Source organism: Paraoerskovia marina, assembly GCF_900105445.1.
GTDB lineage: Bacteria > Actinomycetota > Actinomycetes > Actinomycetales > Cellulomonadaceae > Paraoerskovia > Paraoerskovia marina.
Genome location: NZ_LT629776.1, coordinates 1,382,070 through 1,401,406, shown reverse-complemented (window position 1 = coordinate 1,401,406; position 19,337 = coordinate 1,382,070). Strand labels below are relative to the sequence as shown.

The 19,337-nt window shown below is 69.9% G+C and carries 18 protein-coding genes; 7 read left to right on the top strand and 11 right to left on the bottom strand.

Annotated features, from left to right (window positions below; genetic code table 11):
* Positions 1–16: 16 nt before the first annotated feature.
* Together BLU20_RS06310 and glgB are read left to right on the top strand one after the other, a co-directional pair.
* A complete protein-coding gene (locus BLU20_RS06310) occupies positions 17–1,438 on the top strand; it encodes a maltokinase N-terminal cap-like domain-containing protein (protein ID WP_231959324.1) in 1,422 nt (473 codons plus the stop codon).
* Between the two features lie 43 nt (positions 1,439–1,481).
* The gene (gene glgB, locus BLU20_RS06305) at positions 1,482–3,680 is read left to right on the top strand and encodes a 1,4-alpha-glucan branching protein GlgB (RefSeq protein WP_083371988.1); all 2,199 of its coding nucleotides are present in this window, start codon (positions 1,482–1,484) and stop codon (positions 3,678–3,680) included.
* A gap of 98 nt (positions 3,681–3,778) precedes the next feature.
* Here glgB and BLU20_RS06300 read toward each other — a convergent pair whose 3' ends face one another.
* Genes BLU20_RS06300 through BLU20_RS06290 form a run of 3 tightly spaced genes read right to left on the bottom strand, consistent with a single transcriptional unit; the run spans position 3,779 to position 7,050 of the window.
* Positions 3,779–4,726: a co-chaperone YbbN gene (locus BLU20_RS06300; protein WP_083371987.1), complete on the bottom strand. Its 948-nt coding sequence runs from the start codon at positions 4,724–4,726 to the stop codon at positions 3,779–3,781.
* Positions 4,727–4,765: 39 nt separating this feature from the next.
* Positions 4,766–5,770, bottom strand: a complete 1,005-nt coding sequence (locus BLU20_RS06295) for a hypothetical protein (RefSeq protein ID WP_083371986.1) — start codon at positions 5,768–5,770, stop codon at positions 4,766–4,768.
* On the bottom strand, positions 5,767–7,050 hold the full coding sequence (locus BLU20_RS06290) for a hypothetical protein (protein WP_157270352.1): 1,284 nt from the start codon (positions 7,048–7,050) through the stop codon (positions 5,767–5,769). The genes BLU20_RS06295 and BLU20_RS06290 overlap by 4 nt, the downstream gene beginning before the upstream one ends.
* 238 nt (positions 7,051–7,288) lie before the next feature.
* On the opposite strand from BLU20_RS06290, the gene BLU20_RS06285 reads away from it, so the two are divergent.
* Positions 7,289–8,785, top strand: coding sequence for a hypothetical protein (locus BLU20_RS06285; protein WP_083371984.1), 1,497 nt, complete (start codon positions 7,289–7,291; stop codon positions 8,783–8,785).
* Positions 8,782–9,222, top strand: a complete 441-nt coding sequence (locus tag BLU20_RS06280; protein ID WP_083371983.1) for a hypothetical protein — start codon at positions 8,782–8,784, stop codon at positions 9,220–9,222. The genes BLU20_RS06285 and BLU20_RS06280 overlap by 4 nt, the downstream gene beginning before the upstream one ends.
* On the opposite strand, the gene BLU20_RS06275 is transcribed toward BLU20_RS06280, so the two are convergent.
* The 3 genes from BLU20_RS06275 to BLU20_RS06265 are packed head-to-tail and all read right to left on the bottom strand — an operon-like array spanning position 9,219 to position 11,194.
* Entirely contained in the window at positions 9,219–10,028 is an 810-nt protein-coding gene (locus BLU20_RS06275) for an alpha/beta fold hydrolase (RefSeq protein WP_083371982.1), read from the bottom strand. The genes BLU20_RS06280 and BLU20_RS06275 overlap by 4 nt on opposite strands.
* 17 nt (positions 10,029–10,045) lie before the next feature.
* Positions 10,046–10,846, bottom strand: a complete 801-nt coding sequence (locus tag BLU20_RS06270) for an alpha/beta hydrolase (protein WP_083371981.1) — start codon at positions 10,844–10,846, stop codon at positions 10,046–10,048.
* A 48-nt stretch (positions 10,847–10,894) separates the two neighbouring features.
* The gene (locus BLU20_RS06265) at positions 10,895–11,194 is read right to left on the bottom strand and encodes a hypothetical protein (RefSeq protein ID WP_083371980.1); all 300 of its coding nucleotides are present in this window, start codon (positions 11,192–11,194) and stop codon (positions 10,895–10,897) included.
* Positions 11,195–11,308: 114 nt separating this feature from the next.
* Here BLU20_RS06265 and BLU20_RS06260 point away from each other — a divergent pair, with 114 nt between their 5' ends.
* The 3 genes from BLU20_RS06260 (at position 11,309) to BLU20_RS06250 (ending at position 13,391) form a co-directional block, all read left to right on the top strand.
* Positions 11,309–12,274: an FKBP-type peptidyl-prolyl cis-trans isomerase gene (locus BLU20_RS06260; protein ID WP_083371979.1), complete on the top strand. Its 966-nt coding sequence runs from the start codon at positions 11,309–11,311 to the stop codon at positions 12,272–12,274.
* Positions 12,275–12,339: 65 nt separating this feature from the next.
* Complete coding sequence (locus tag BLU20_RS06255) at positions 12,340–12,834, top strand: phosphoribosyltransferase (protein ID WP_029253207.1); 495 nt, start codon at positions 12,340–12,342, stop codon at positions 12,832–12,834.
* Positions 12,835–12,884: 50 nt separating this feature from the next.
* Positions 12,885–13,391 carry a hypothetical protein gene (locus BLU20_RS06250; protein WP_157270350.1) on the top strand — a complete coding sequence of 169 codons (507 nt, stop codon included), beginning with the start codon at positions 12,885–12,887 and terminating at the stop codon, positions 13,389–13,391.
* Positions 13,392–13,468: 77 nt separating this feature from the next.
* Here the strand turns inward: BLU20_RS06250 and nrdF are convergent, their stop codons facing one another.
* The 5 genes from nrdF to BLU20_RS06225 all read right to left on the bottom strand — a co-directional run bounded on the left by nrdF (position 13,469) and on the right by BLU20_RS06225 (position 19,277).
* Positions 13,469–14,449, bottom strand: coding sequence for a class 1b ribonucleoside-diphosphate reductase subunit beta (gene nrdF / locus BLU20_RS06245; protein WP_029253205.1), 981 nt, complete (start codon positions 14,447–14,449; stop codon positions 13,469–13,471).
* A gap of 61 nt (positions 14,450–14,510) precedes the next feature.
* Positions 14,511–16,661 (bottom strand): class 1b ribonucleoside-diphosphate reductase subunit alpha, encoded by a 2,151-nt coding sequence (gene nrdE / locus BLU20_RS06240; protein ID WP_083371977.1) that lies wholly within the window; start codon positions 16,659–16,661, stop codon positions 14,511–14,513.
* Complete coding sequence (gene nrdI / locus BLU20_RS06235) at positions 16,658–17,089, bottom strand: class Ib ribonucleoside-diphosphate reductase assembly flavoprotein NrdI (RefSeq protein ID WP_029253203.1); 432 nt, start codon at positions 17,087–17,089, stop codon at positions 16,658–16,660. The genes nrdE and nrdI overlap by 4 nt, the downstream gene beginning before the upstream one ends.
* Before the next feature lie 35 nt (positions 17,090–17,124).
* Positions 17,125–17,370 (bottom strand): glutaredoxin-like protein NrdH, encoded by a 246-nt coding sequence (gene nrdH, locus BLU20_RS06230; RefSeq protein WP_083371976.1) that lies wholly within the window; start codon positions 17,368–17,370, stop codon positions 17,125–17,127.
* A 467-nt stretch (positions 17,371–17,837) separates the two neighbouring features.
* The gene (locus BLU20_RS06225; RefSeq protein ID WP_083371975.1) at positions 17,838–19,277 is read right to left on the bottom strand and encodes a GH1 family beta-glucosidase; all 1,440 of its coding nucleotides are present in this window, start codon (positions 19,275–19,277) and stop codon (positions 17,838–17,840) included.
* Positions 19,278–19,337 lie beyond the last annotated feature (60 nt).

Sequence of the window (19,337 nt, the reverse complement as noted above, 5' to 3'; positions counted from 1 at the left end):
ACCGACGGAGGACGACGTGGCAGACGAGTCAGGGATCGACAGGGTCGGACGAGACGGCCACGTGCTCGCGGTCGAGGATCGCTGCGCGCCACCGTCGGCGGACCTGCTCGACCTGCTCGACGCCTGGCTGCCTCGACGGCGGTGGTTCCCGGTCAAGGACGTCGCGGTCGAGACCCTCCCGTGGGTCTCCTACGCTCTCCCGTCCCCGCCGGGCCTGGTGACGCAGTCGCACCTCCTGCGCCTGGTCGGCGACGGCGTCGACCTGGTGATCCACGTGCCCGTCGTGCTCGAGCGGGTGGACGGGTCGGTCGTGACGGACGAGCCGGAGGACGCGGCCGTGATCGGCGTCGTCCGCGGTGAGGACGGCACGCTCCTGCGGGTGCACGACGGCGCCGCGCACCCCGCGTTCTGGCTCGCGTCTCTGGAGACGAGCACCTGGGACGTCGACCCGGGTGAGCTCTCGACGCAGGCCCTCGCCTCCGGCAGGCTTCTGCGCGTCGAGCAGTCCAACAGCTCGGTCCGTCTGCCGGACGTCGCCGGCGGCGTCATGTTCAAGGTCATGCGTGCGGTCGCGATCGGTCCCAACCCCGACGTCACCCTCCCGCGTGCGTTGGCCCACGGCGGCTGGCGCGGCGTCCCCCGACCGCTCGCGTGGTTGACCGGGACGTGGGAGGACGACGACACGCCGAGCGCCGGTGCCGACCTCGCGCACCTCGTCATCGTCGCGGAGCTGATCGGCAGCGCGCGCGACGGGTTCGACCTCGCGTGCTCCTACGCACGTCAGGGCGAGTCCTTCGCCGATCTCGCTGCCGACCTCGGCGAGCAGGTCGCCCGGATGCACGCCGCGCTGCGCGACGTCCTCCCCGTCGGGGAACCGCTCGACGTGGACTGGCTGTTCACCGACCTCCGACGCCGCGCGACCGAGGCGGCGCAGCGGGCCCCTCTCCTGGCTCGCACGGCGGCCGACGTCGCGGCGTTCTACGACGACGCCGAGCGCCGGCTCGCAGCGACCTCGCAGCGCCCCGTCCTGCAGCACGTCCACGGCGACCTCCACCTCGGGCAGGCGCTGAACTCTCGCGAGCTCGGGTGGAAGGTCCTCGACTTCGAGGGTGAGCCCCTGCGCCCGGTCGCGGAACGGACGCGTGCCGACCTGGTGATGCGCGACGTCGCGGGCGTCCTCCGGTCGTTCGACTACGCCGCCGCGGTCGGCGGGGCCCAGGACCCTCGGTGGGTGGTCGACGCCCGGACCGCGTTCCTGGCGGCGTACCGTCGCGAGGCACGGTTCCCCGACGAGCACGAGGACGCGGCCGAGACCCTCGTGCGCGCGCTCGTGCTCGACAAGGCCCTCTACGAGGTCGTCTACGAGTCGACGAACCGCCCCACGTGGACGTGGATCCCGCTCGAGGCCGTCGACCGTCTCCTGAGGAACGAGATCTAGGCGCCTCGATGCATGCGCGCGCCGGGCATGGAACAGTGAACCCATGACGCCCGAACTGCAGCCTGAAACCCTGTCGCCCGAGCTGCTCTCCGTCGTCGCGCAGGGTCGCCACCACTCCCCGCACTCGATCCTCGGCCCGCACCCGGACGCCGACGGACGCACCACCGTGGTGCGCGTCCGCCGCCCCCTGGCCGACGAGGTCACGCTGATCACCCGCGACGCCGAGCACCCGGCGGAGCACGTCCACGAGGGCGTCTGGACGGTCACGGTGCCGACGGCCGACGGGCAGGTCCCGGACTACCGGATCCGCGCCCGGTACGACGAGACGGTGCACACGGCGGACGACCCCTACCGGTTCCTCCCCACGGTCGGCGAGGTCGACGAGCACCTGGTCCGCGAGGGACGTCACGAGCAGCTCTGGACGGTGCTCGGCGCCAACGTGCGGCACTACCCCGGCGTGCTGGGCGACGTCGTCGGGACGTCGTTCGCGGTCTGGGCACCGAACGCCCGGGCCGTCCGGGTCGTCGGCGAGTTCAACGGGTGGAGCGGCGTCGGGCACGCGATGCGCTCGCTGGGCGGCAGCGGCATCTGGGAGCTCTTCGTGCCCGACGTCGGCGCGGGGTCCACCTACAAGTTCGAGATCTGGACGCACGACGGCTCCTGGGTGCAGAAGGCGGACCCGCTGGCCAAGTCCGCCGAGGTTCCTCCGGCGACGGCCAGCGTCGTCGTGGACTCGACCTACGTCTGGGGCGACGACCACTGGTTGTCGGACCGGGCACGGCGTGACCCGCACCAGGGCCCGATCAGCACCTACGAGGTCCACCTCGGGTCCTGGCGTCCCGGTCTCGGCTACCGGGAGCTGGCCGACCAGCTCACCGAGTACGTCGTCGAGCAGGGGTTCACGCACGTGGAGCTCATGCCCGTGGCAGAGCATCCGTTCGGCGGGTCGTGGGGGTACCAGGTCACCGGGTACTACGCGCCGACGTCGCGGTTCGGGTCCCCCGACGACTTCCGTCACCTCGTCGACCGCCTCCACCAGGCCGGGATCGGTGTCATCCTTGACTGGGTTCCTGCGCACTTTCCCAAGGACTCGTGGGCCCTGGCCCGGTTCGACGGGACACCGCTCTACGAGCACGCCGACCCGCTGCGCGGCGAGCAGCCCGACTGGGGGACGTACGTCTTCGACTTCGGCCGCCCCGAGGTTCGCAACTTCCTCGTCGCGAACGCCACGTACTGGCTCGAGGAGTTCCACCTCGACGGCCTTCGTGTCGACGCCGTCGCGTCGATGCTGTACCTCGACTACTCCCGCAACCCCGGACAGTGGCACCCCAACATCCACGGCGGCCGCGAGAACCTCGAGGCCATCGCCTTCCTCCAGGAGGCGAACGCCACGGCGTACCGGCGGGTGCCCGGCATCATGATGATCGCCGAGGAGTCCACGGCCTGGCCCGGCGTGACCAGACCGACCGACGCCGGCGGCCTGGGGTTCGGGCTCAAGTGGAACATGGGCTGGATGAACGACACCCTGCGCTACCTCGCCAAGGACCCGGTCAACCGCCGCTACCACCACCAGGAGGTCACGTTCTCGCTGGTGTACGCGTACTCCGAACAGTTCGTCCTGCCGCTCAGCCACGACGAGGTCGTCCACGGCAAAGGATCTCTCTACGGCAAGATGCCCGGCGACGACTGGCAGAAGCGCGCCAACCTTCGCACCCTCCTCGCCTATCAGTGGTCGCACCCCGGCAAGCAGCTGCTGTTCATGGGCGGCGAGTTCGGGCAGACGAGCGAGTGGAGCGAGGGTGCGGGTCTCGACTGGGCAGCTCTCGGGTCGCCCGGGCACGCGGGGATCCAGCAGCTGGTCCGCGACCTGAACGCGATCTACCGCCGCACACCGGCACTCTGGGACCTCGACGCAGATCCCGCAGGGTTCGAGTGGCTCGTCTCCGACGACGCCGACCGCAACCTGCTCGCCTACGTGCGCCGGGACGGCGACGGCGCCGACGTTGCCGTCGTCGTGAACTTCTCCGGCAGCCCGCACGAGAACTACCGCCTGCCGCTCCCCCAGGGCGGGACGTGGAACGAGGTCGTCAACACCGACTCCGAGGCGTACGGCGGCTCCGGCGTCGGCAACCTCGGTGCCGTGACGGCCGAGGCGCGGCCCCACGGTGGCCGGCGGTTCTCGGCCTCCGTGACCGTTCCGCCACTCGGCGTGCTGTACCTCGAGCACGTCCGGACGTCATGACCTGAGGCCGGCCGGCGTAGGGCGACACAGCACGAAGGGGCCCGCGCCGATGCGCGGGCCCCTTCGTGCTGTGTCGGCCCGACTCGCCGACCCTTCCGTCAGTACAAGGAGATCGCGAGCTGCTGGCGTGCCTTCGCGACCCGCGGGTCCTGCGTGCCGACCACCTGGAAGTAGTCGAGGAGCCGGACGCGGATCTTTTCCTTGGCGTCGGCGTCGAGGCCTGGCAGAAGCTCGAGAAGCCTTCCGAGCGCGTCCTCCACCTTTCCCCCGAGCATGTCCATGTCCGCCACGTCGAGCTGGGCGTCGACGTCGGCCGGTGCGTCCGCGGCGGCCTTGCGGACCTGCGCGAGGTCCTTCCCGCGGGTCCGGCTGAGCAGGCCGACCTGCGCGAGCCCGGCCACTGCGAGCTCGTCCTTCGGGTCCTGCTTCGATGCCTTGGTGAACGCGGCGGCCGCGGCCTCGAAGTCGTCGCGCTCGATCGCGTCGTACGCCTCCTGGTGGAGCGGGGGCAGCTCGGGCTCCTGCTCGGGCTCCGACTCCTCCGCGGTCTGAGGGGCCTCGCCCTGGAGCGGGGCCCGTCCGACGATCCCGTTCGCCTCGGCCTGCTGGAGGATCTCGTCGAAGACCTGGCGCATCTGCTCCAGCTCTGCGCCGCCCTGGAAGAGGGGGAACGGCTGCCCGTTGAGGAGCAGGACGACCGTGGGAACGCCCTCGACCTGGAACGCGGCGGCGATCTGCTGCTCGGCCTGGGCGTCGACGCGGGCCAGGAGGAAACGCCCCGCGTAGTCGTCGGCGAGCGTGCCGAGATCTGCGGCAACCTTCGCGTTCGCCTCGTCGGTCGGCAGCCAGAGCAGGACGACCACGGGGTACTGCGTCGAACCCTGGACGATCTCCTCGAAGGAGGCCGCCGTCACGTCGACGACGTATCCCCCCGGGGCCGGGGCGCCTCCCGGCTGGCCGGGCGGCGGGGACTGCGGGCGAGCCAGAGCCGCCAGGTCGACCGCTCCACGCACGTCAAAAGAGGACTGGGGGTTCACATCACTCATGCCACCCAGTCTAGGGGCCGGAGCCCGCCCGACGCCGTGCTACGGAGCCACCTTCGTCGTGACGTTCTCCGCGCCGAGCACCTGGACCGACTCCTCGGACCCTGCCGGCGGCACGTAGATCGCGACCGTCGTGAGCGAGGTGATGTTCAACGTCTCGGAGGCGTCGGCGTCACCGAACAGCGCCTCGGCGGTGTCGGTCTGGGGCGGGCTGATCGTCGAGCCGTCCGGTCCCTCGAACTTCTCCACGGACTTCACGGCGCCGACGACCACGGCACCGCCGTCTGCCGTTCCCATCGTGCGTGGCGTCTGGTCCTCGATCACCGAGAAGGTGTTCGTGTAGGTCCCCTCGATGCCCTGCATGGCCTCGGACTGGACCTCGGAGGTGCTCTCCACGCGGGAGCGGTAGGGGTCGTCGCCGAACGTGTCGGCGAACTCGGAGTCGCCGCCGAGATTCAGGACGTCGGCGTACTGCGTGACGGCGTCGGCCGGAGAGATCAGCAGCGACTCGGTGTCGGCCGCGAGGACCGGGGACCCGACCTCAGCCGCGGCGAAGGCCGGCAACGTCGTGTCCGGGAAGAGCCGGACCCAGGCCCACAGGGAATAGTTCGAGCGGGCGTCGGCCTGCTCGGTGACGATCAGTCGCGGCGACTGCGCGTCCTCGGCTGCGACGGTGATCGACATGCCGACGCGCGGCCACTCGTCCGAGGCCGGGATGATGTCCTGCTGGGTCTCCGTGGGCAGCGCCGTGACGAGCTCCGGGTCGTCGGCAGCCTTGGCCGCCTTGAGCTCCGCCGTGCGCATCGCGTCGGCGGGCCCGCTGACCCGTGTCTCGAGAAGGTCGGAGTCCTGCTCCTCGGTCGCGGTCGTGAGCACGTCCGCGATCGAGGCCTTGACCTCCTGCTCCTGCTGCACCGTGAGCGCCGGGCCGGGCTGGTCCGGGGCGTCCTCGGGCTGCGGCACGGGAATCGACTCGGCGCACCCGGCGAGCACGATGGCCGTGACGACGGCCAGTGCCGCGGTCCGTCGGCGTCCCTGCGGCGTCATCGTTCTCCTCCGTCGGTGTCGTCGTTGTTCGTGTCGAATCCCCATGTGCGCCGCCACGCGTCAGCCGTGGAGCTTCGCGGGGCAGGCCTGCTGCTCTCGTCGGCGATCGCCGAACCGGGCCATCCCGGTGCGCTGCCGTCGTCGGAACCGTCGACCGGGGAGCTCGGCGGAGTGGGCACATCCGTGTCGGCCCCCGTCAGGGCCGACGTGAACTCGTCGGGGAACGGCGGCGGGGTGGCACCGGGTTCCGGTGCCGCCGGGAACGGCGCGGAGGACGCGGTCGGTGCGGCGGCGGCTTTCTTCGGCAGGGTCTCGCGCCGGCTCTTCCGTCGCAGGCGCCCCTTGTTCTTCGGCGTCGTGATCGCGGGGGTCTCCGTCTCGTCACCGGCGGCGCTGTCCCGCGCCGCCTGCTCACGAGCCGCCCGCTCACGCATCTCTCGCCGGGTCATCACGACCGGGGCGGCGGGCGCGTCGTCGGCGGGCACGTCCGCGACGGCCGGGAACTGCGCGGTCTCGGCCGCGTCGACCTCTGTGGCGGGCGTGGGGCGATCGGGGCCGGCAGCCCCGCCGTCGTCCGGATCACCCAGGGCGGCGCCCGAGGCGCCCGAGCCGTCTGCCGAGCGCGCGACCGCACGTCGGGACTTCGCGGGACGGCGACGCTTGCGGCGGAGCACGAGGACCAGGATGCCGAGCAGGACGAGCACGGCGCCGACGATCACACCGGGCCAGAGCCACGGCGTGGAGGTCTCGCGGGGCCAGGTGAGCTCGAGCGACGGGGCTTGCGCACCCTCACCGACGCCGGCGGCGATCAGGCTCCACCGGCCGGGCTGGTCGGTCCAGCGAAGCGTCGCCTCGCCCTCTCCCTCGGACACGGCCACCCACATGTCCGAACCCGAGGGGTCGGGCCCGACGACGGGCTCCTCCTCGGTCTCGGCACCGTCCGTGGGCTCCTCGGTCGCGTCCTCGGCCGGTTCCTCCGTCGGTGCGGCGACGAGGTCGGCGGACAGGGTCGACATGTTCGACATCCCCGTGACACGGACGTAGGGGTCGTCGCCGACCCAGCCGTCGACGTCGACGTCACGCCCGACCGCCAGGACGACGGGCTGATCCCCGGGCGCCGTGGCCTTGATCGTGACGCTGTCGCCGACCATGTCGAGGACCCCGGGGTCCGTGACGAGCATGGTCTCGCCCTCCCCGGCGCTCGTGGACGCGACGACCGTGTCGCTCTGGCGCCACACCGTCGCCGACGCTGTTCCCAGCCCGGCGGCGACGAGGCCCAAGACGATGAGGCCTACACCAATGATCTTTCGCAGCACCCGAGTTCCCTTCGTGTCCGACTCCCCCAGGATAGGGCCGAACGACGGTCGGCGACCCCGTGGGGCCGCGTGAGGAAGTTCTCCGCCATCGTTTGGGTGTCTGGGAACGGCCCCACCCGATACGCTGAAGACTTCCAACGTCACCTGCGGCAACTCCACGAGAGATCCGCTACGTGGCCCGAAAACTCCGGAGGTTCTCCAGGTGTCCGACGAGCGCTCGCTCTTCCCCATCACGATGCGTGGCTACGACCGCGTCCAGGTGGACAACCAGGTCGCCAAGCTCGAGAAGTCGCTTGCCGACGCGCGCCAACGGGTCGAAGCGCTCGACCAGCGGCAGATGCAGCTCGGCGCCGAGCTCGCCGACGCCCAGCGCACCGTCCGTGAGGCCGACAAGCCGTCGTACGCCGGCCTCGGCGCCCGGATCGAGCAGCTCCTGCGCTCGGCCGAGGAGCAGTCGGCAGACATCCTGACGCAGGCCAACTCGCAGGCGGTCGACATCATGGCCCGCGCCAAGCTCTCGGCCGGACAGGTCCGGTCCCGGGCCGAGACCGAGGTCGCCGAGCTGCTCGCCTCGGCGCGCCGCGAGGCCGAGGAGATCCGGACGACCTCCGCGTCCGAGGCACAGTCGACGCTGACTGCCGCCCAGCGCCGGGCCGAGGAGCTCCTCGGCAGTGCCGAGCGCGAGGCGACGCGGATCCAGACCGCGCTGAGCACGGAGGAGAGTGAGCGCCGCACCGGCCTCGAGCGCGAGCTCGGCACGTTGCGAGCCTCCGCCGAGCGCGAGATCACCGAGGAGCGCGTGGCCGCGGAGCAGGAGACCGTGGAGATGCGCCGTCGCGCAGAGTCGGAGACCAAGGCACAGCGAGACGCCGCCCACGCCGAGGCCGAGGGCCTCCTCGAACAGGCTCGCCGGGAGGCGGAGCGTGTCCTGACCGACGCCCGTCGCGATGCGGAGGAACTCTCCGCGTCGGGGTTCAAGGAGATCGACGGTCTGCGAGAGCAGGCCCGGACCGAGCTCGCGGCCGCGCAGCTCGACATCTCCCGACGCCGCGAGGAGGCCGAGCAGGAGGTTGCGCAGCGTCACGCCGACGCCAAGCAGAAGACGGACGAGCACGTCGCGACCGCCGAGAAGCACGCGGCCGACGCCGAGAAGCGTGTCGCGATCGCGCTCGAGCAGGCCGAGAAGGTTCAGCGCGAGTCCGACGAGTACGTGCGACAGCAGCTTGAGGAGGCCCGGACGACGGCGGACCGGGTGATCACCGAGGCTCGGGAGTTCGCGGAGCAGACCGTCTCCGACGCGAACGCCGAGTCCGACGCCCAGCGTTCGAGCGCACAGCGCCAGCTCGAGGACCTGACGCGTCAGAACGACTCGATCAACGCCTACATGGGCGAGCTTCGGTCGCTCCTCGCCAACAACGCGTCGACGTCCGGGACGCCCGCGCAGCAGGCCCGTGCCGGCGCGCTGCGTGCCGAGGACAAGTCCGGCAGTGCGGGCGCGAAGAAGAAGCAGAGCGCCAGAGCTGCGAAGCCGGTCTCGAGCGACGAGCCGGTCCCGGCGCCCGACGCCACCGGGGACGACGCGCCCGCCACCGGCGCGTCTGCGACGGCCGAGACCGTCACCGAGCGCCCGGCGACGGACGAGACCGCCCCGTCCCAGGGCGACGTGAGCACGGACGAGAGCACCGGCGACACGAAGTGAGCGACGACCCCGCCGTCTGGCGGGAACGGCGCCGTGACGCCGCGCAGGAGAAGGCGCGCGCGATGGACGAGCTACGGCGGGCGGACTCGGCGATCGCCGCCCGGGCGATCGCCGAGTTCGTGGCCGAGGCCGGCCGTCGCGGTCTTGAGCCGGAGCCGCTCCGAGCGCGCGGCTACGACGGCAGGTCGACCTATCGCACGCCTCTGCGCGGCTGGTACCTCCGCAAGAACCGGTCCGTCGCCGTCGGGACCGACGGACTCTTCTACGTCCTGTCGGCCCCCGGCGGGCTGACGGCGCGGCTTCGTGGGGTGTCCCCCGAACCGTCCGACCCGCCCCGGGTCCTGGGCGCAGGGGGGCGCGACGGCGAGTCCATCGACATCACCGACGCGCTCGCGCTCGTCCTCAACCAGGTGTCGCCGCCAGAGCCGAACGGCTAGACCGGACTGCTGCGCTCGATCAGGCCGACCAGCGCGTCCGTGACGGCCTGGGGGGCCTCCAGCGCGGAGAGATGCCCGACGTCCGGGAGGACGACCAGCTCGGCGTCGCGCCGGGCGACCACCATGTGCTCGGACGCCGAGACCGGAGTCGTCCTGTCCTCGCTCCCGACGAGGACGAGCACGGGGCCCGGCGCAACGGTGACGACGCCCGTGCGGTCTGGCCGCGCGGCCATGGCCCGCTGGCACCACGCGAGGCCCTCGGGCTGCTGCCGGAGGATGAGCTCCTCGACGCGCGACGTCAGCCCCGGGTCCTTGCGGATGCTCTCGGGCGACGGCAGCGACGCCGCCATTCCCAGGACGGGGTTCACCGACCGTTCGGCGAACATCGCCTCGGCCGACCGTGCGCGGTTCGCCAGCGCCTCAGGCGTGTCGGCCGTCGACTTCGTGTCGAGCAGGCCGAGCCCGGCCACGACGTCCGGGTGTCGGTCGGCGATCGCCAGGGCGAGATATCCACCCATCGACAACCCGGCGACGACCGCACGGTCGAAGCCCGCGCGGTGCAGGGCCGAGACGACCGCGTCCGCCGCGAGGTCCAGCGAGGGGGTCTCCGGCCAGAGGGCGTCGTGCCCCGCACCGTAGGAGTCGATCGCCAGCACGGTCTGCCCCGTCGGGAAGAGCTGGGCGACGGGCGACCACATCCGGTGGTCGACCGGGAACGCGTGGAGCAGCAGCACAGGCTGTCCGTGCCCCTGGCGCAGCGTGCGGATCTCCAGCGGGGGAAGGCCCTCCGCGAGTCGTTCGGTCATGATCCTCTCCTTCCGTGTCAACGCCGTGACGCGTCGTAGCCGGCCTGGTCCGTGGTCTCGGTGTCGGAGTCGGCAGCGTCCACCTGCGCCCCGGACCACGTGGTCGGCAGGGGTGTGCCCACCTCCGGGGCCACGCGCGCCACGATCTCGTCGAGGACGCGGCGGACCGACGGCTCACCCACCCAGAGATGCTTGGCCCCCTCAACGGCGATGATCTCGGCCTGCGGCACGCGTGCGAAACGACGCCGGGCCTCCTCGGGACGGAGGTAGTCGTCCAGCTCGGGCACGAGGACGACGAGAGGCTTGCCGAACTCCGCCCACCGGTCGAGATCCGCGTCGGTGGCCCGGTGCAACGGTGGCGAGAGGAGGATCGCGCCCTCGACGGACGGGTCCGTCCCGTGCATGAGCGCCAGCTCGGTGCCGAAGGACCAGCCGACGAGCCAGCGCCGGGGAAGGTCGTAAAACTCGGCGTACTCGATCGCGGCGGTGACGTCGAACCGTTCGGCCTCGCCGCCGTCGAACTCCCCCTCGCTGGTCCCGCGCGGGGACGAGGTCCCGCGGGTGTTGAAGCGGAGGACGGCGAGGTCGGCCAGCGCCGGCAGCCGCCAGGCGGCCTTGCGGTACACGTGCGAGTCCATGTAGCCGCCGTGCGTCGGGAGCGGGTGCAGCGTCACGAGCGTCGCGACCGGTTCGCGCTCGGCAGGGAGCGCGAGCTCCCCGACGAGGCGCAGCCCGTCGGCCGTGTCGAGCTCGATCTCCTCGCGGCGCGCGGGGAGCACGGTCAAGGATCGGATCGTGGTCACGTCGTCGTCGCTCATCACCACGATCCTATGCGGCCGTGCGGGGCCGCGGCCCGTCGGATGCGGCTATCGGCGGCGCGCACGCGCCTGCCAGCAGGCGGTGTGCCAGTGGCGCCGGTCGGCGAGCGCCGCCTCCGCCCCGAACATCGAGTCGTTGGCCCAGGCGACGACGTGCGCCGTCCCCGGAGCGACGTCCTGTCGGCATCCTGGACAGACGTAGGTCTTCTCGGAGCCGCGCACGCGTTGGACGGTCCACTCGCCGTCGTGGCCGGACTCCGTCCGGCGCCCGCCGGTCGCCCGGTCGAGGTCGACGGGAACGTGTTCTGCACCCCACGGGCGACGACGTGAGCGGCGTGACGACGGCATCGGTCCATCGTGCCACGGTCCACTCAGCGAATGCCCAGCACACGGCGCTACAGTGGGCTCATCGCGGCACCGACGCTGGACCATCGGGCCGTTCCCCGACTCCGAAGGACTCCCGTGAAGAACCGCACCATGCGCGGCCTGGCCGCACTCGCCGTCGGATCCGCGCTCGTGCTGAGCGGCTGCTCGTCCGACGGCGACGCCGACGGCGACGCCACAGCGACCGAGAGCGCGAGCACCGACTCCCTCGTCAACGCCAACGAGGACGACGTCAAGACTCTGGAGGCCGTCGAGGTCTCGGGCGACGTCGGCTCCGAGCCCGAGGTCACCTTCGACGCCCCCCTCGAGGTCTCCGGCCCGACGGCGGTCGTGTCCGTCGAGGGCGACGGTGAGCCGCTCGAGGAGGGCATGCGCGTCACGATGGACTACGTCCTGTACGACGGCACGGGCGGCGAGCGCGTCCAGGGCACGTGGGACGAGGGCCAGACCGCCGAGACGTTCACCCTCGGCGACCCCGCCTACGAGCTCCTGAACGACACGTTCATCGGCACCCCGGTCGGCTCGCGCGTCTCGTTCGCGAACCAGAGCCAGGACGCCGACGGCAACGCCACGACGGCGCTCAGCGTCATCGAGCTCTCCTCCGGGACGGAGCCCTCCGGCCTCGAGCGTGCCGAGGGTGAGGCGGTGACGCCGGAGGACGGCCTGCCGACCGTGACCCTCGGCGACGACGGCTCCCCCAGCATCGAGATCCCGGACGGATACGAGGCCCCCGACGAGATGGTCGTCCAGACGCTCATCAAGGGCGACGGGCCCGAGGTCTCCGCCGACCAGTCCATCACCGCGCACTACACGGGCTGGACCCTCGACGGAGAGACCTTCGACTCCTCGTGGGAGCGCGGCGAGCCTGCCGACTTCGCACTGACCGGTGTCATCGAGGGGTGGACCGAGGGCCTGTCCGGCCAGACGGTCGGCAGCCAGGTTCTTCTGGTCATCCCGCCGGCCCAGGCCTACGGCGCCGTCGACGGCAACGAGCTGCAGGACGAGACGCTGATCTTCGTCGTCGACATCCTCGACGCCTACTGATCCAGCTCGACTCGACGGCGGGGCTCGACCACACAGGTCGGGCCCCGCCGTCGTAGTGTCGGGGTATGAGTGCTGAGCGCGAAGTCCTGACCTGGCCGACCTTCGGCGCCGCGGTGCGCGAGCTCGCCGAGCAGGTGGTGGCCGGCGGGTTCGTCCCCGACGTCGTCGTCGCCATCGCTCGCGGCGGGCTCGTCCCCGGGGGTGCGATGGCCTATGCGCTGGGCACCAAGGGGGTCGGCACCATGAACGTCGAGTTCTACACGGACGTCGGTGAGACGCTGCCGGACCCCGTCATGCTCGCGCCGTCGATGGACGCCACCGATCTGCGGAACTCACGGGTGCTCGTGGTGGACGACGTCGCGGACTCGGGCCGCACGCTGGATCTGGTGATGCGCACGATCACCGAGCACGGCGCCGAGGTGCGTAGTGCGGTCATCTACACCAAGCCCCACTCCATCGTCCGGCCGGACTTCTCGTGGCGCGAGACCGACCTGTGGATCACGTTCCCCTGGTCCGCCGAACCCCCCGTCCCCGGCGCGCGGGCACGACCCGCCGACTGAGGCGAAGAGCACAGCGCCGCGATTTCGGCGCGCACGGCGTGCTGCGTATCGTGGATGTCAGCGTTGCCACCGTCGTCGACGCGAGACCCTCCCCGGACACCCCGGGCCACCTCGACGCGACGGAGCCCATCCCCATGCGCATCACCCCCGCCCGCACCGCCATCGCTGCCGCCGCCGTCGGCCTCGTCCTCGCAGGCTGTGCCACCGACGACGCCACGGACGCGGCCGCGGACGAGACGACGACCGCCACCGAGTCGGCGCCCCTGATCGCGGACACGGAGTACCGCACGATCGGCGAATTCAAGGACGCTGCCGTCGAGGCCGGTCTGGAGTGCGACGACTTCACCGAGGCGACCGACCTGCCCGAGACCACCTGGCAGCAGGGCACCTGCGGTGACGTCACGCTGAGCCTCTACCGTGCGCAGGAGGACAAGGACACCACGACCGCCGCCTACGAGGGTGACGACACCGTGCTCGTCGGCCCCAACTGGACCGTCGTCGGCCCCCAGGACGCGATCGACACCGTCCAGCCCGGGCTCGGCGGCGAGGTCGCCTGACCGCTCCTCCGTACGGCATGACGAAGGCCCCGGTTCTCTCGTGAGAACCGGGGCCTTCGTCCGTCAGCGGTGTGCGACTAGAACTCCCAGTCGTCGTCCTCGGTACCGACGGCCTTGCCGATGACGTAGGACGAGCCGGACCCCGAGAAGAAGTCGTGGTTCTCGTCCGCGTTCGGGCTGAGCGCCGCGAGGATCGCCGGGTTCACGTCGGCCTCGTCCTTGGGGAAGAGCGCCTCGTAGCCGAGGTTCATCAACGCCTTGTTCGCGTTGTAGCGCAGGAACTTCTTGACGTCCTCGGTCAGGCCGATGCCGTCGTAGAGGTCCTCGGTGTACTGCACCTCGTTCTCGTAGAGCTCGAAGAGGAGGTCGAAGGTGTACGCCTTGATCTCGTCCTGGCGCTCCTGCGAGAGCTTTTCCAGGCCCTTCTGGAACTTGTACCCGATGTAGTACCCGTGGACGGCCTCGTCGCGGATGATCAGCCGGATCACGTCCGCCGTGTTCGTCAGCTTCGCCCGGCTCGACCAGTACATCGGCATGTAGAAGCCGGAGTAGAAGAGGAACGACTCGAGCAGGGTGCTCGCGACCTTGCGCTTGAGGGGGTCGTCACCCTTGTAGTACTCCATGACGATCTCGGCCTTGCGCTGGAGGTTCTCGTTCTCCTCCGACCAGCGGAACGCCTCGTCGATCTCCTCCGTCGAGCAGAGGGTCGAGAAGATCGAGGAGTAGCTCTTGGCGTGCACCGACTCCATGAACGCGATGTTCGTGTAGACGGCCTCCTCGTGAGGTGTGATCGCGTCCGGGATGAGGCTCACGGCGCCGACCGTCCCCTGGATCGTGTCGAGCAGGGTCAGGCCGGTGAAGACGCGCATCGTGACCGTGCGCTCCTCGTCGGTCAGGGTGTGCCACGACGGGATGTCGTTGGACACCGGGACCTTCTCCGGTACCCAGAAGTTACCGACCAGACGGTCCCAGACCTCGAGGTCCTTCTCGTCCTGCAGGCGGTTCCAGTTGATCGCGGAGACGCGATCGATCAGCTTCAGCTTCCCGGTGGGAGACATCGAATCCTTCTCTCAAGTGCGGTACGGACGACGGTGCCGGCTCGGCACGTGGGCGCGCTGGTCAGAGCATGCAGCTGACGCAGTTCTCCACCTCGGTGCCCTCGAGCGCCTGCTGACGCACGCGGATGTAGTACAGGGTCTTGATGCCCTGGCGCCACGCGTAGATCTGCGCCTGGTTGACCTCGCGCGTCGTCGCCGTGTCCTTGAAGAACAGCGTGAGGCTCAGACCCTGGTCGACGTGCTGCGTCGCCGCGGCGTACGTGTCGATGATCTTCTTCCAGCCGATCTCGTACGCGTCGTCGTAGTACTCGATGTTGTCGTTCGTCAGGTAGGGCGCCGGGTAGTAGACCCGCCCGATCTTGCCCTCCTTGCGGATCTCGATCTTGGACGCGACGGGGTGGATCGAGCTCGTCGAGTTGTTGATGTACGAGATCGACCCCGTCGGCGGGACGGCCTGCAGGTTCTGGTTGTACAGACCGTGCTCCTGGACCGAGGCCTTCAGCTCGCGCCAGTCGTCCTGCGTCGGGATGTGGACGCCCGAGTCCGCGAAGATCTCGCGGACGCGCTCGCTCTGGGGCACCCACTCCTGCTCGGTGTACTTGTCGAAGTACTCGCCCGTCGCGTACGTCGACTCCTCGAACCGGTAGAACTTCTGTCCCCGCGCGATCGCGAGGCGGTTCGAGGCCGCCACCGCGTGGTACGCGACCGTGTAGAAGTAGATGTTCGTGAAGTCGATGCCCTCGTCGGAGCCGTAGTGCACCCGCTCGCGGGCGAGGAACCCGTGGAGGTTCATCTGCCCCAGGCCGATCGCGTGCCCGTTGTCGTTCGCACGTCGGATCGACGGCACCGAGTCGATGCTCGTCTGGTCCGAGACGGCGGTCAGCGCCCGGATCGACACGTCGATCGTCTTGGCGAGGTCCGGCGAGTCCATCGCCTTGGCGATGTTGAGCGAGCCGAGGTTGCACGAGATGTCGCGACCGATGTGGTCGTAGGAGAGGTCGTCCTTGTAGGTCGACGGCGTGGAGACCTGGAGGATCTCCGAGCAGAGGTTCGAGTGCGTGACCTTGCCCGCGATCGGGTTGGCCCGGTTCACCGTGTCCTCGTACATGATGTACGGGTAGCCCGACTCGAACTGCAGCTCGGCGAGCGTCTGGAAGAACTTGCGCGCGTTGATCTTCGTCTTGCGGATCCGACCGTCGTCGACCATCTCGTCGTACTTCTCGGTGACCGAGATGTCGGCGAACGGCACGCCGTAGACGCGCTCGACGTCGTACGGCGAGAACAGGTACATGTCCTCGTTCTTCTTGGCGAGCTCGAACGTGACGTCCGGGATCACGACGCCGAGCGACAGCGTCTTGATGCGGATCTTCTCGTCGGCGTTCTCGCGCTTGGTGTCGAGGAACCGCATGATGTCCGGGTGGTGAGCGTTGAGGTACACCGCGCCCGCACCCTGCCGCGCACCCAGCTGGTTGGCGTAGGAGAACGAGTCCTCGAGCAGCTTCATCACGGGGATGACGCCGGACGACTGGTTCTCGATCTTCTTGATCGGGGCCCCGTGCTCGCGCACGTTGCTGAGCAGCAGCGCCACTCCCCCGCCCCGCTTCGAGAGCTGCAGCGCCGAGTTGATGCCGCGCGCGATCGACTCCATGTTGTCCTCGATGCGCAGCAGGAAGCAGGAGACGGGCTCGCCGCGCTGCTTCTTGCCGGCGTTGAGGAAGGTCGGGGTGGCCGGCTGGAACCGGCCGGCGATGATCTCCTCGACGACGTCGAGAGCGAACTGCTGGTCGCCGTCGGCGAGCGTGAGCGCGACCATGCAGACACGGTCCTCGAAGCGCTCGAGGTAGCGCTTGCCGTCAAAGGTCTTGAGCGTGTAGCTGGTGTAGTACTTGAACGCGCCGAGGAACGTCTCGAAGCGGAACTTCTTGCCGTACGCGAACTGGAAGAGCGTCTTGACGAACTCGCGGTCGTACTTCTCCAGGACCTCGGCCTCGTAGTACTCGTTCTCCACGAGATAGTCGAGCTTCTCGTCGAGGTCGTGGAAGAACACGGTGTTCTGGTTGACGTGCTGCCGGAAGTACTGGTGCGCGGCCTGGCGGTCCATGTCGAACTGGATGCCGCCGTCCGGGCCGTACAGGTTCAGCATCGCGTTGAGCGCGTGATAGTCGAGCTCGGAGGTTGCAAGGTTCACCGTCGGTGCGGCGTCGGCACTCATGCCGGAATCCGTGACTGTTGCTGCCAAAATCGTCCCAATCCATCGCGGACGCGCATGACGTCCTCGTTTGTCCCGAGCAGTTCGAAGGCGTACAGGTACGGAACCCCGCACTTGGCCGCGACGACGTCGCCGGCTCTGCAGTACGCCTGACCAAAGTTGGTGTTGCCCGCGGCGATGACGCCACGGATCAACGATCGGTTGTGCTTGTCGTTCAGGAACTGGATGACCTGCCGAGGCACGGCGCCGCCCTCGTTGCCGCCGCCGTACGTCGGCACGACGAGCACGTAGGGCTCGTCGACCGTCAGAGGCTCGTCACCACGCCGCAGCGGGATGCGATGCACCGCGGTCCCGCTCTCGCGCAGACCAAGGCGTTGGACGAACCGGTGCGTGTTGTCCGACACGCTGGAGAAGTACACCAGGGCACTCATGCCCCACCTCCACTCACTGCCGCACGCGGCAGTGCTCAGGCGACGACGTCAGAGACCTTCGACGCGAGTGCGCTGATCTGGTCGGGGCGGAAACCCGACCAGTGGGTGTCGCCCGCGATGACGACCGGCGCCTGCATGTAGCCCAGGCCGCGGACCAGCTCGAGCGCCTCGGCGTCCTGGCTGATGTCGACGACGTCGTACGACACGCCCTTCTTGTCGAGAGCTCGGTATGTCGCGTCGCACTGGACGCATGCTGGCTTGCTGTAGACCGTGACACTCATCAGCGTCTCCTCATCTCCGGGTGTGGGCGACCGGGTCCTGAAGGCCGTTGACCTGGAAGAACACCGGTGAAACTACGTCTGTGTGACCCGCCGGCGCTTCCCAGCTCCGTGCGTGTGTAACCACTATACCTAGTGTGTCGACTCTTGCTCGGCCACTACATGTCGTGTCTCGGTCACAGTTTTGGGTGTACCACGAACGCGCCGGATCTGCACCCGTGATGCAGGATTCAGACTGCCACGAGCCACCGACAGCCGGTCCTCCACCGGGTTGTCCACCGGGCTTCGGGGCGTCGAGGTCGGGGATTCCGCGAGGAACGGGCCGCTCGTCCACACCCTGGGGACAGAGCTGTCCCCAGGGTGTGTGCGACGACGTCAGGACCGGTTGGACACCCACCCGGAGGCGGGACGCAACCTCGCGTCCCACGAAGGGCGAGAAATATCACCCGTCCGGCCGTGGTGACCGGTGGTCACCTCGCCGACGGGTCCACCGCCGAGACCGCGGGCAGGACATGCGTCGTGCAGAGCGTGCGATACCAGTGCGCGGAGTCCTTCCAGGTGCGCTCCTGCGTCGTGTAGTCCACACGGATGATCCCGAACCGGCGGTCGTACCCGAACGACCACTCGAAGTTGTCCAGGAGCGACCAGGCGAAGTAGCCCCGGACGTCGACTCCCGCATCGAGGGCACGCCCCACGGCCTCGACGTGGTCGTGCAGGTAGGCCACCCGCCGCGGGTCGTGGACACGCCCGTCGGCGGAGACCTCGTCCTCGAAGGCCGCACCGTTCTCCGTGACCATCATCGGCTGGTCCGGGTAGGTGGCCGCGACCGACTCGAGGAGCTCGGTCAGCCCGCCGGGCTCGATGTTCCAGCCCATCGCCGTCGTCGGCCCGGGCTGCTCCACGAACTCGACGTCGTCGACACCGATCCACGGGCTCGCCTCGGCCGCGCCGTGGCCGTCGTTCTCGGAACGTTCCCCGTCACCCCGGTACCGGCGGACCTTGACGGTCGAGTAGTAGTTGACTCCCAGGACGTCGAGGGGCTGGTTGATCAGGGCGAGGTCGCCGTCGGCGACGAAGCTCCAGTCCGTGACGTGCGCCGTGTCGGCGAAGAGGTCGGCCGGGTAGACGCCGTCCAGCATCGGGGCGAGGAACGCGCGGTTCGCCAGCGCGTCGATCCGGCGCACCGCGTCCTGGTCCTCCGCCGAGGAGGGGTCCTCGGGGCGGATGACGTGCAGGTTCAGCGTCACCGAGAGCCGGGCCTGCTGCCCCAGCACGTCGCGGATCTCCCGGCAGGCGAGTCCATGAGCCAGGTTGAGGTGGTGGACCGCCTCGAGAGCCGCGACCGGCTCCGTGCGTCCCGGGGCGTGCACACCCGAGCCGTACCCGAGGTACGCGGCGCACCAGGGCTCGTTGAGCGTCGTCCAGACGTCGACACGGTCACCGAGCTCCTCGGCCATGCGGCGCGCGTACGCGGCGAAGGCGAAGGCCGTCTCGCGGTTCGCCCAACCCCCGCGGTCCTCGAGCTCCTGCGGCAGGTCCCAGTGGTAGAGCGTCACGACCGGCTTGACCCCCGCATCCACGAGCGCGGCGATCAACGTCGAGTAGAAGGCGATGCCCTCGGGGTTGAATTCACCGGTCCCGCCGGGCTGGACGCGGGGCCACGCGATCGAGAGGCGGTACGCGTCGAGCCCGAGGTCGACGATGTGCTGCACGTCCTCGGCCCAGCGGTGGTAGTGGTCGTCCGCGACGTCACCGGTGTCCCCGTTCAGGGTCTTGCCGGGCGTGTGCGAGAAGGTGTCCCAGATGGACGGCCCACGGCCGCCCTCGTCGGCCGCCCCCTCGATCTGGTACGACGCCGTGGCCGACCCCCAGACGAAGGAGTCGGGGAACGTGCGGGTCGTTTCACTCATGGCTGGTCCTCGTCGTCGAAGGTCGGAAGGCTCCCGAGGTCAGGCGTGGGAGCGTTTCCA

What these genes read in the sequence shown, in the direction of transcription:
- nrdH (WP_083371976.1), bottom strand. Translation starts at nt 17,370, where the DNA reads ATGAGTGTCACGGTCTACAGCAAGCCAGCATGCGTCCAGTGCGACGCG.
- nrdE (WP_083371977.1), bottom strand. Translation starts at nt 16,661, where the DNA reads ATGAGTGCCGACGCCGCACCGACGGTGAACCTTGCAACCTCCGAGCTC.
- BLU20_RS06255 (WP_029253207.1), top strand. Translation starts at nt 12,340, where the DNA reads ATGAGTGCTGAGCGCGAAGTCCTGACCTGGCCGACCTTCGGCGCCGCG.
- glgB (WP_083371988.1), top strand. Translation starts at nt 1,482, where the DNA reads ATGACGCCCGAACTGCAGCCTGAAACCCTGTCGCCCGAGCTGCTCTCC.
- nrdI (WP_029253203.1), bottom strand. Translation starts at nt 17,089, where the DNA reads ATGAGTGCCCTGGTGTACTTCTCCAGCGTGTCGGACAACACGCACCGG.
- nrdF (WP_029253205.1), bottom strand. Translation starts at nt 14,449, where the DNA reads ATGTCTCCCACCGGGAAGCTGAAGCTGATCGATCGCGTCTCCGCGATC.
- BLU20_RS06300 (WP_083371987.1), bottom strand. Translation starts at nt 4,726, where the DNA reads ATGAGTGATGTGAACCCCCAGTCCTCTTTTGACGTGCGTGGAGCGGTC.
- BLU20_RS06270 (WP_083371981.1), bottom strand. Translation starts at nt 10,846, where the DNA reads ATGAGCGACGACGACGTGACCACGATCCGATCCTTGACCGTGCTCCCC.
- BLU20_RS06225 (WP_083371975.1), bottom strand. Translation starts at nt 19,277, where the DNA reads ATGAGTGAAACGACCCGCACGTTCCCCGACTCCTTCGTCTGGGGGTCG.
- BLU20_RS06265 (WP_083371980.1), bottom strand. Translation starts at nt 11,194, where the DNA reads ATGCCGTCGTCACGCCGCTCACGTCGTCGCCCGTGGGGTGCAGAACAC.
- BLU20_RS06295 (WP_083371986.1), bottom strand. Translation starts at nt 5,770, where the DNA reads ATGACGCCGCAGGGACGCCGACGGACCGCGGCACTGGCCGTCGTCACG.
- BLU20_RS06275 (WP_083371982.1), bottom strand. Translation starts at nt 10,028, where the DNA reads ATGACCGAACGACTCGCGGAGGGCCTTCCCCCGCTGGAGATCCGCACG.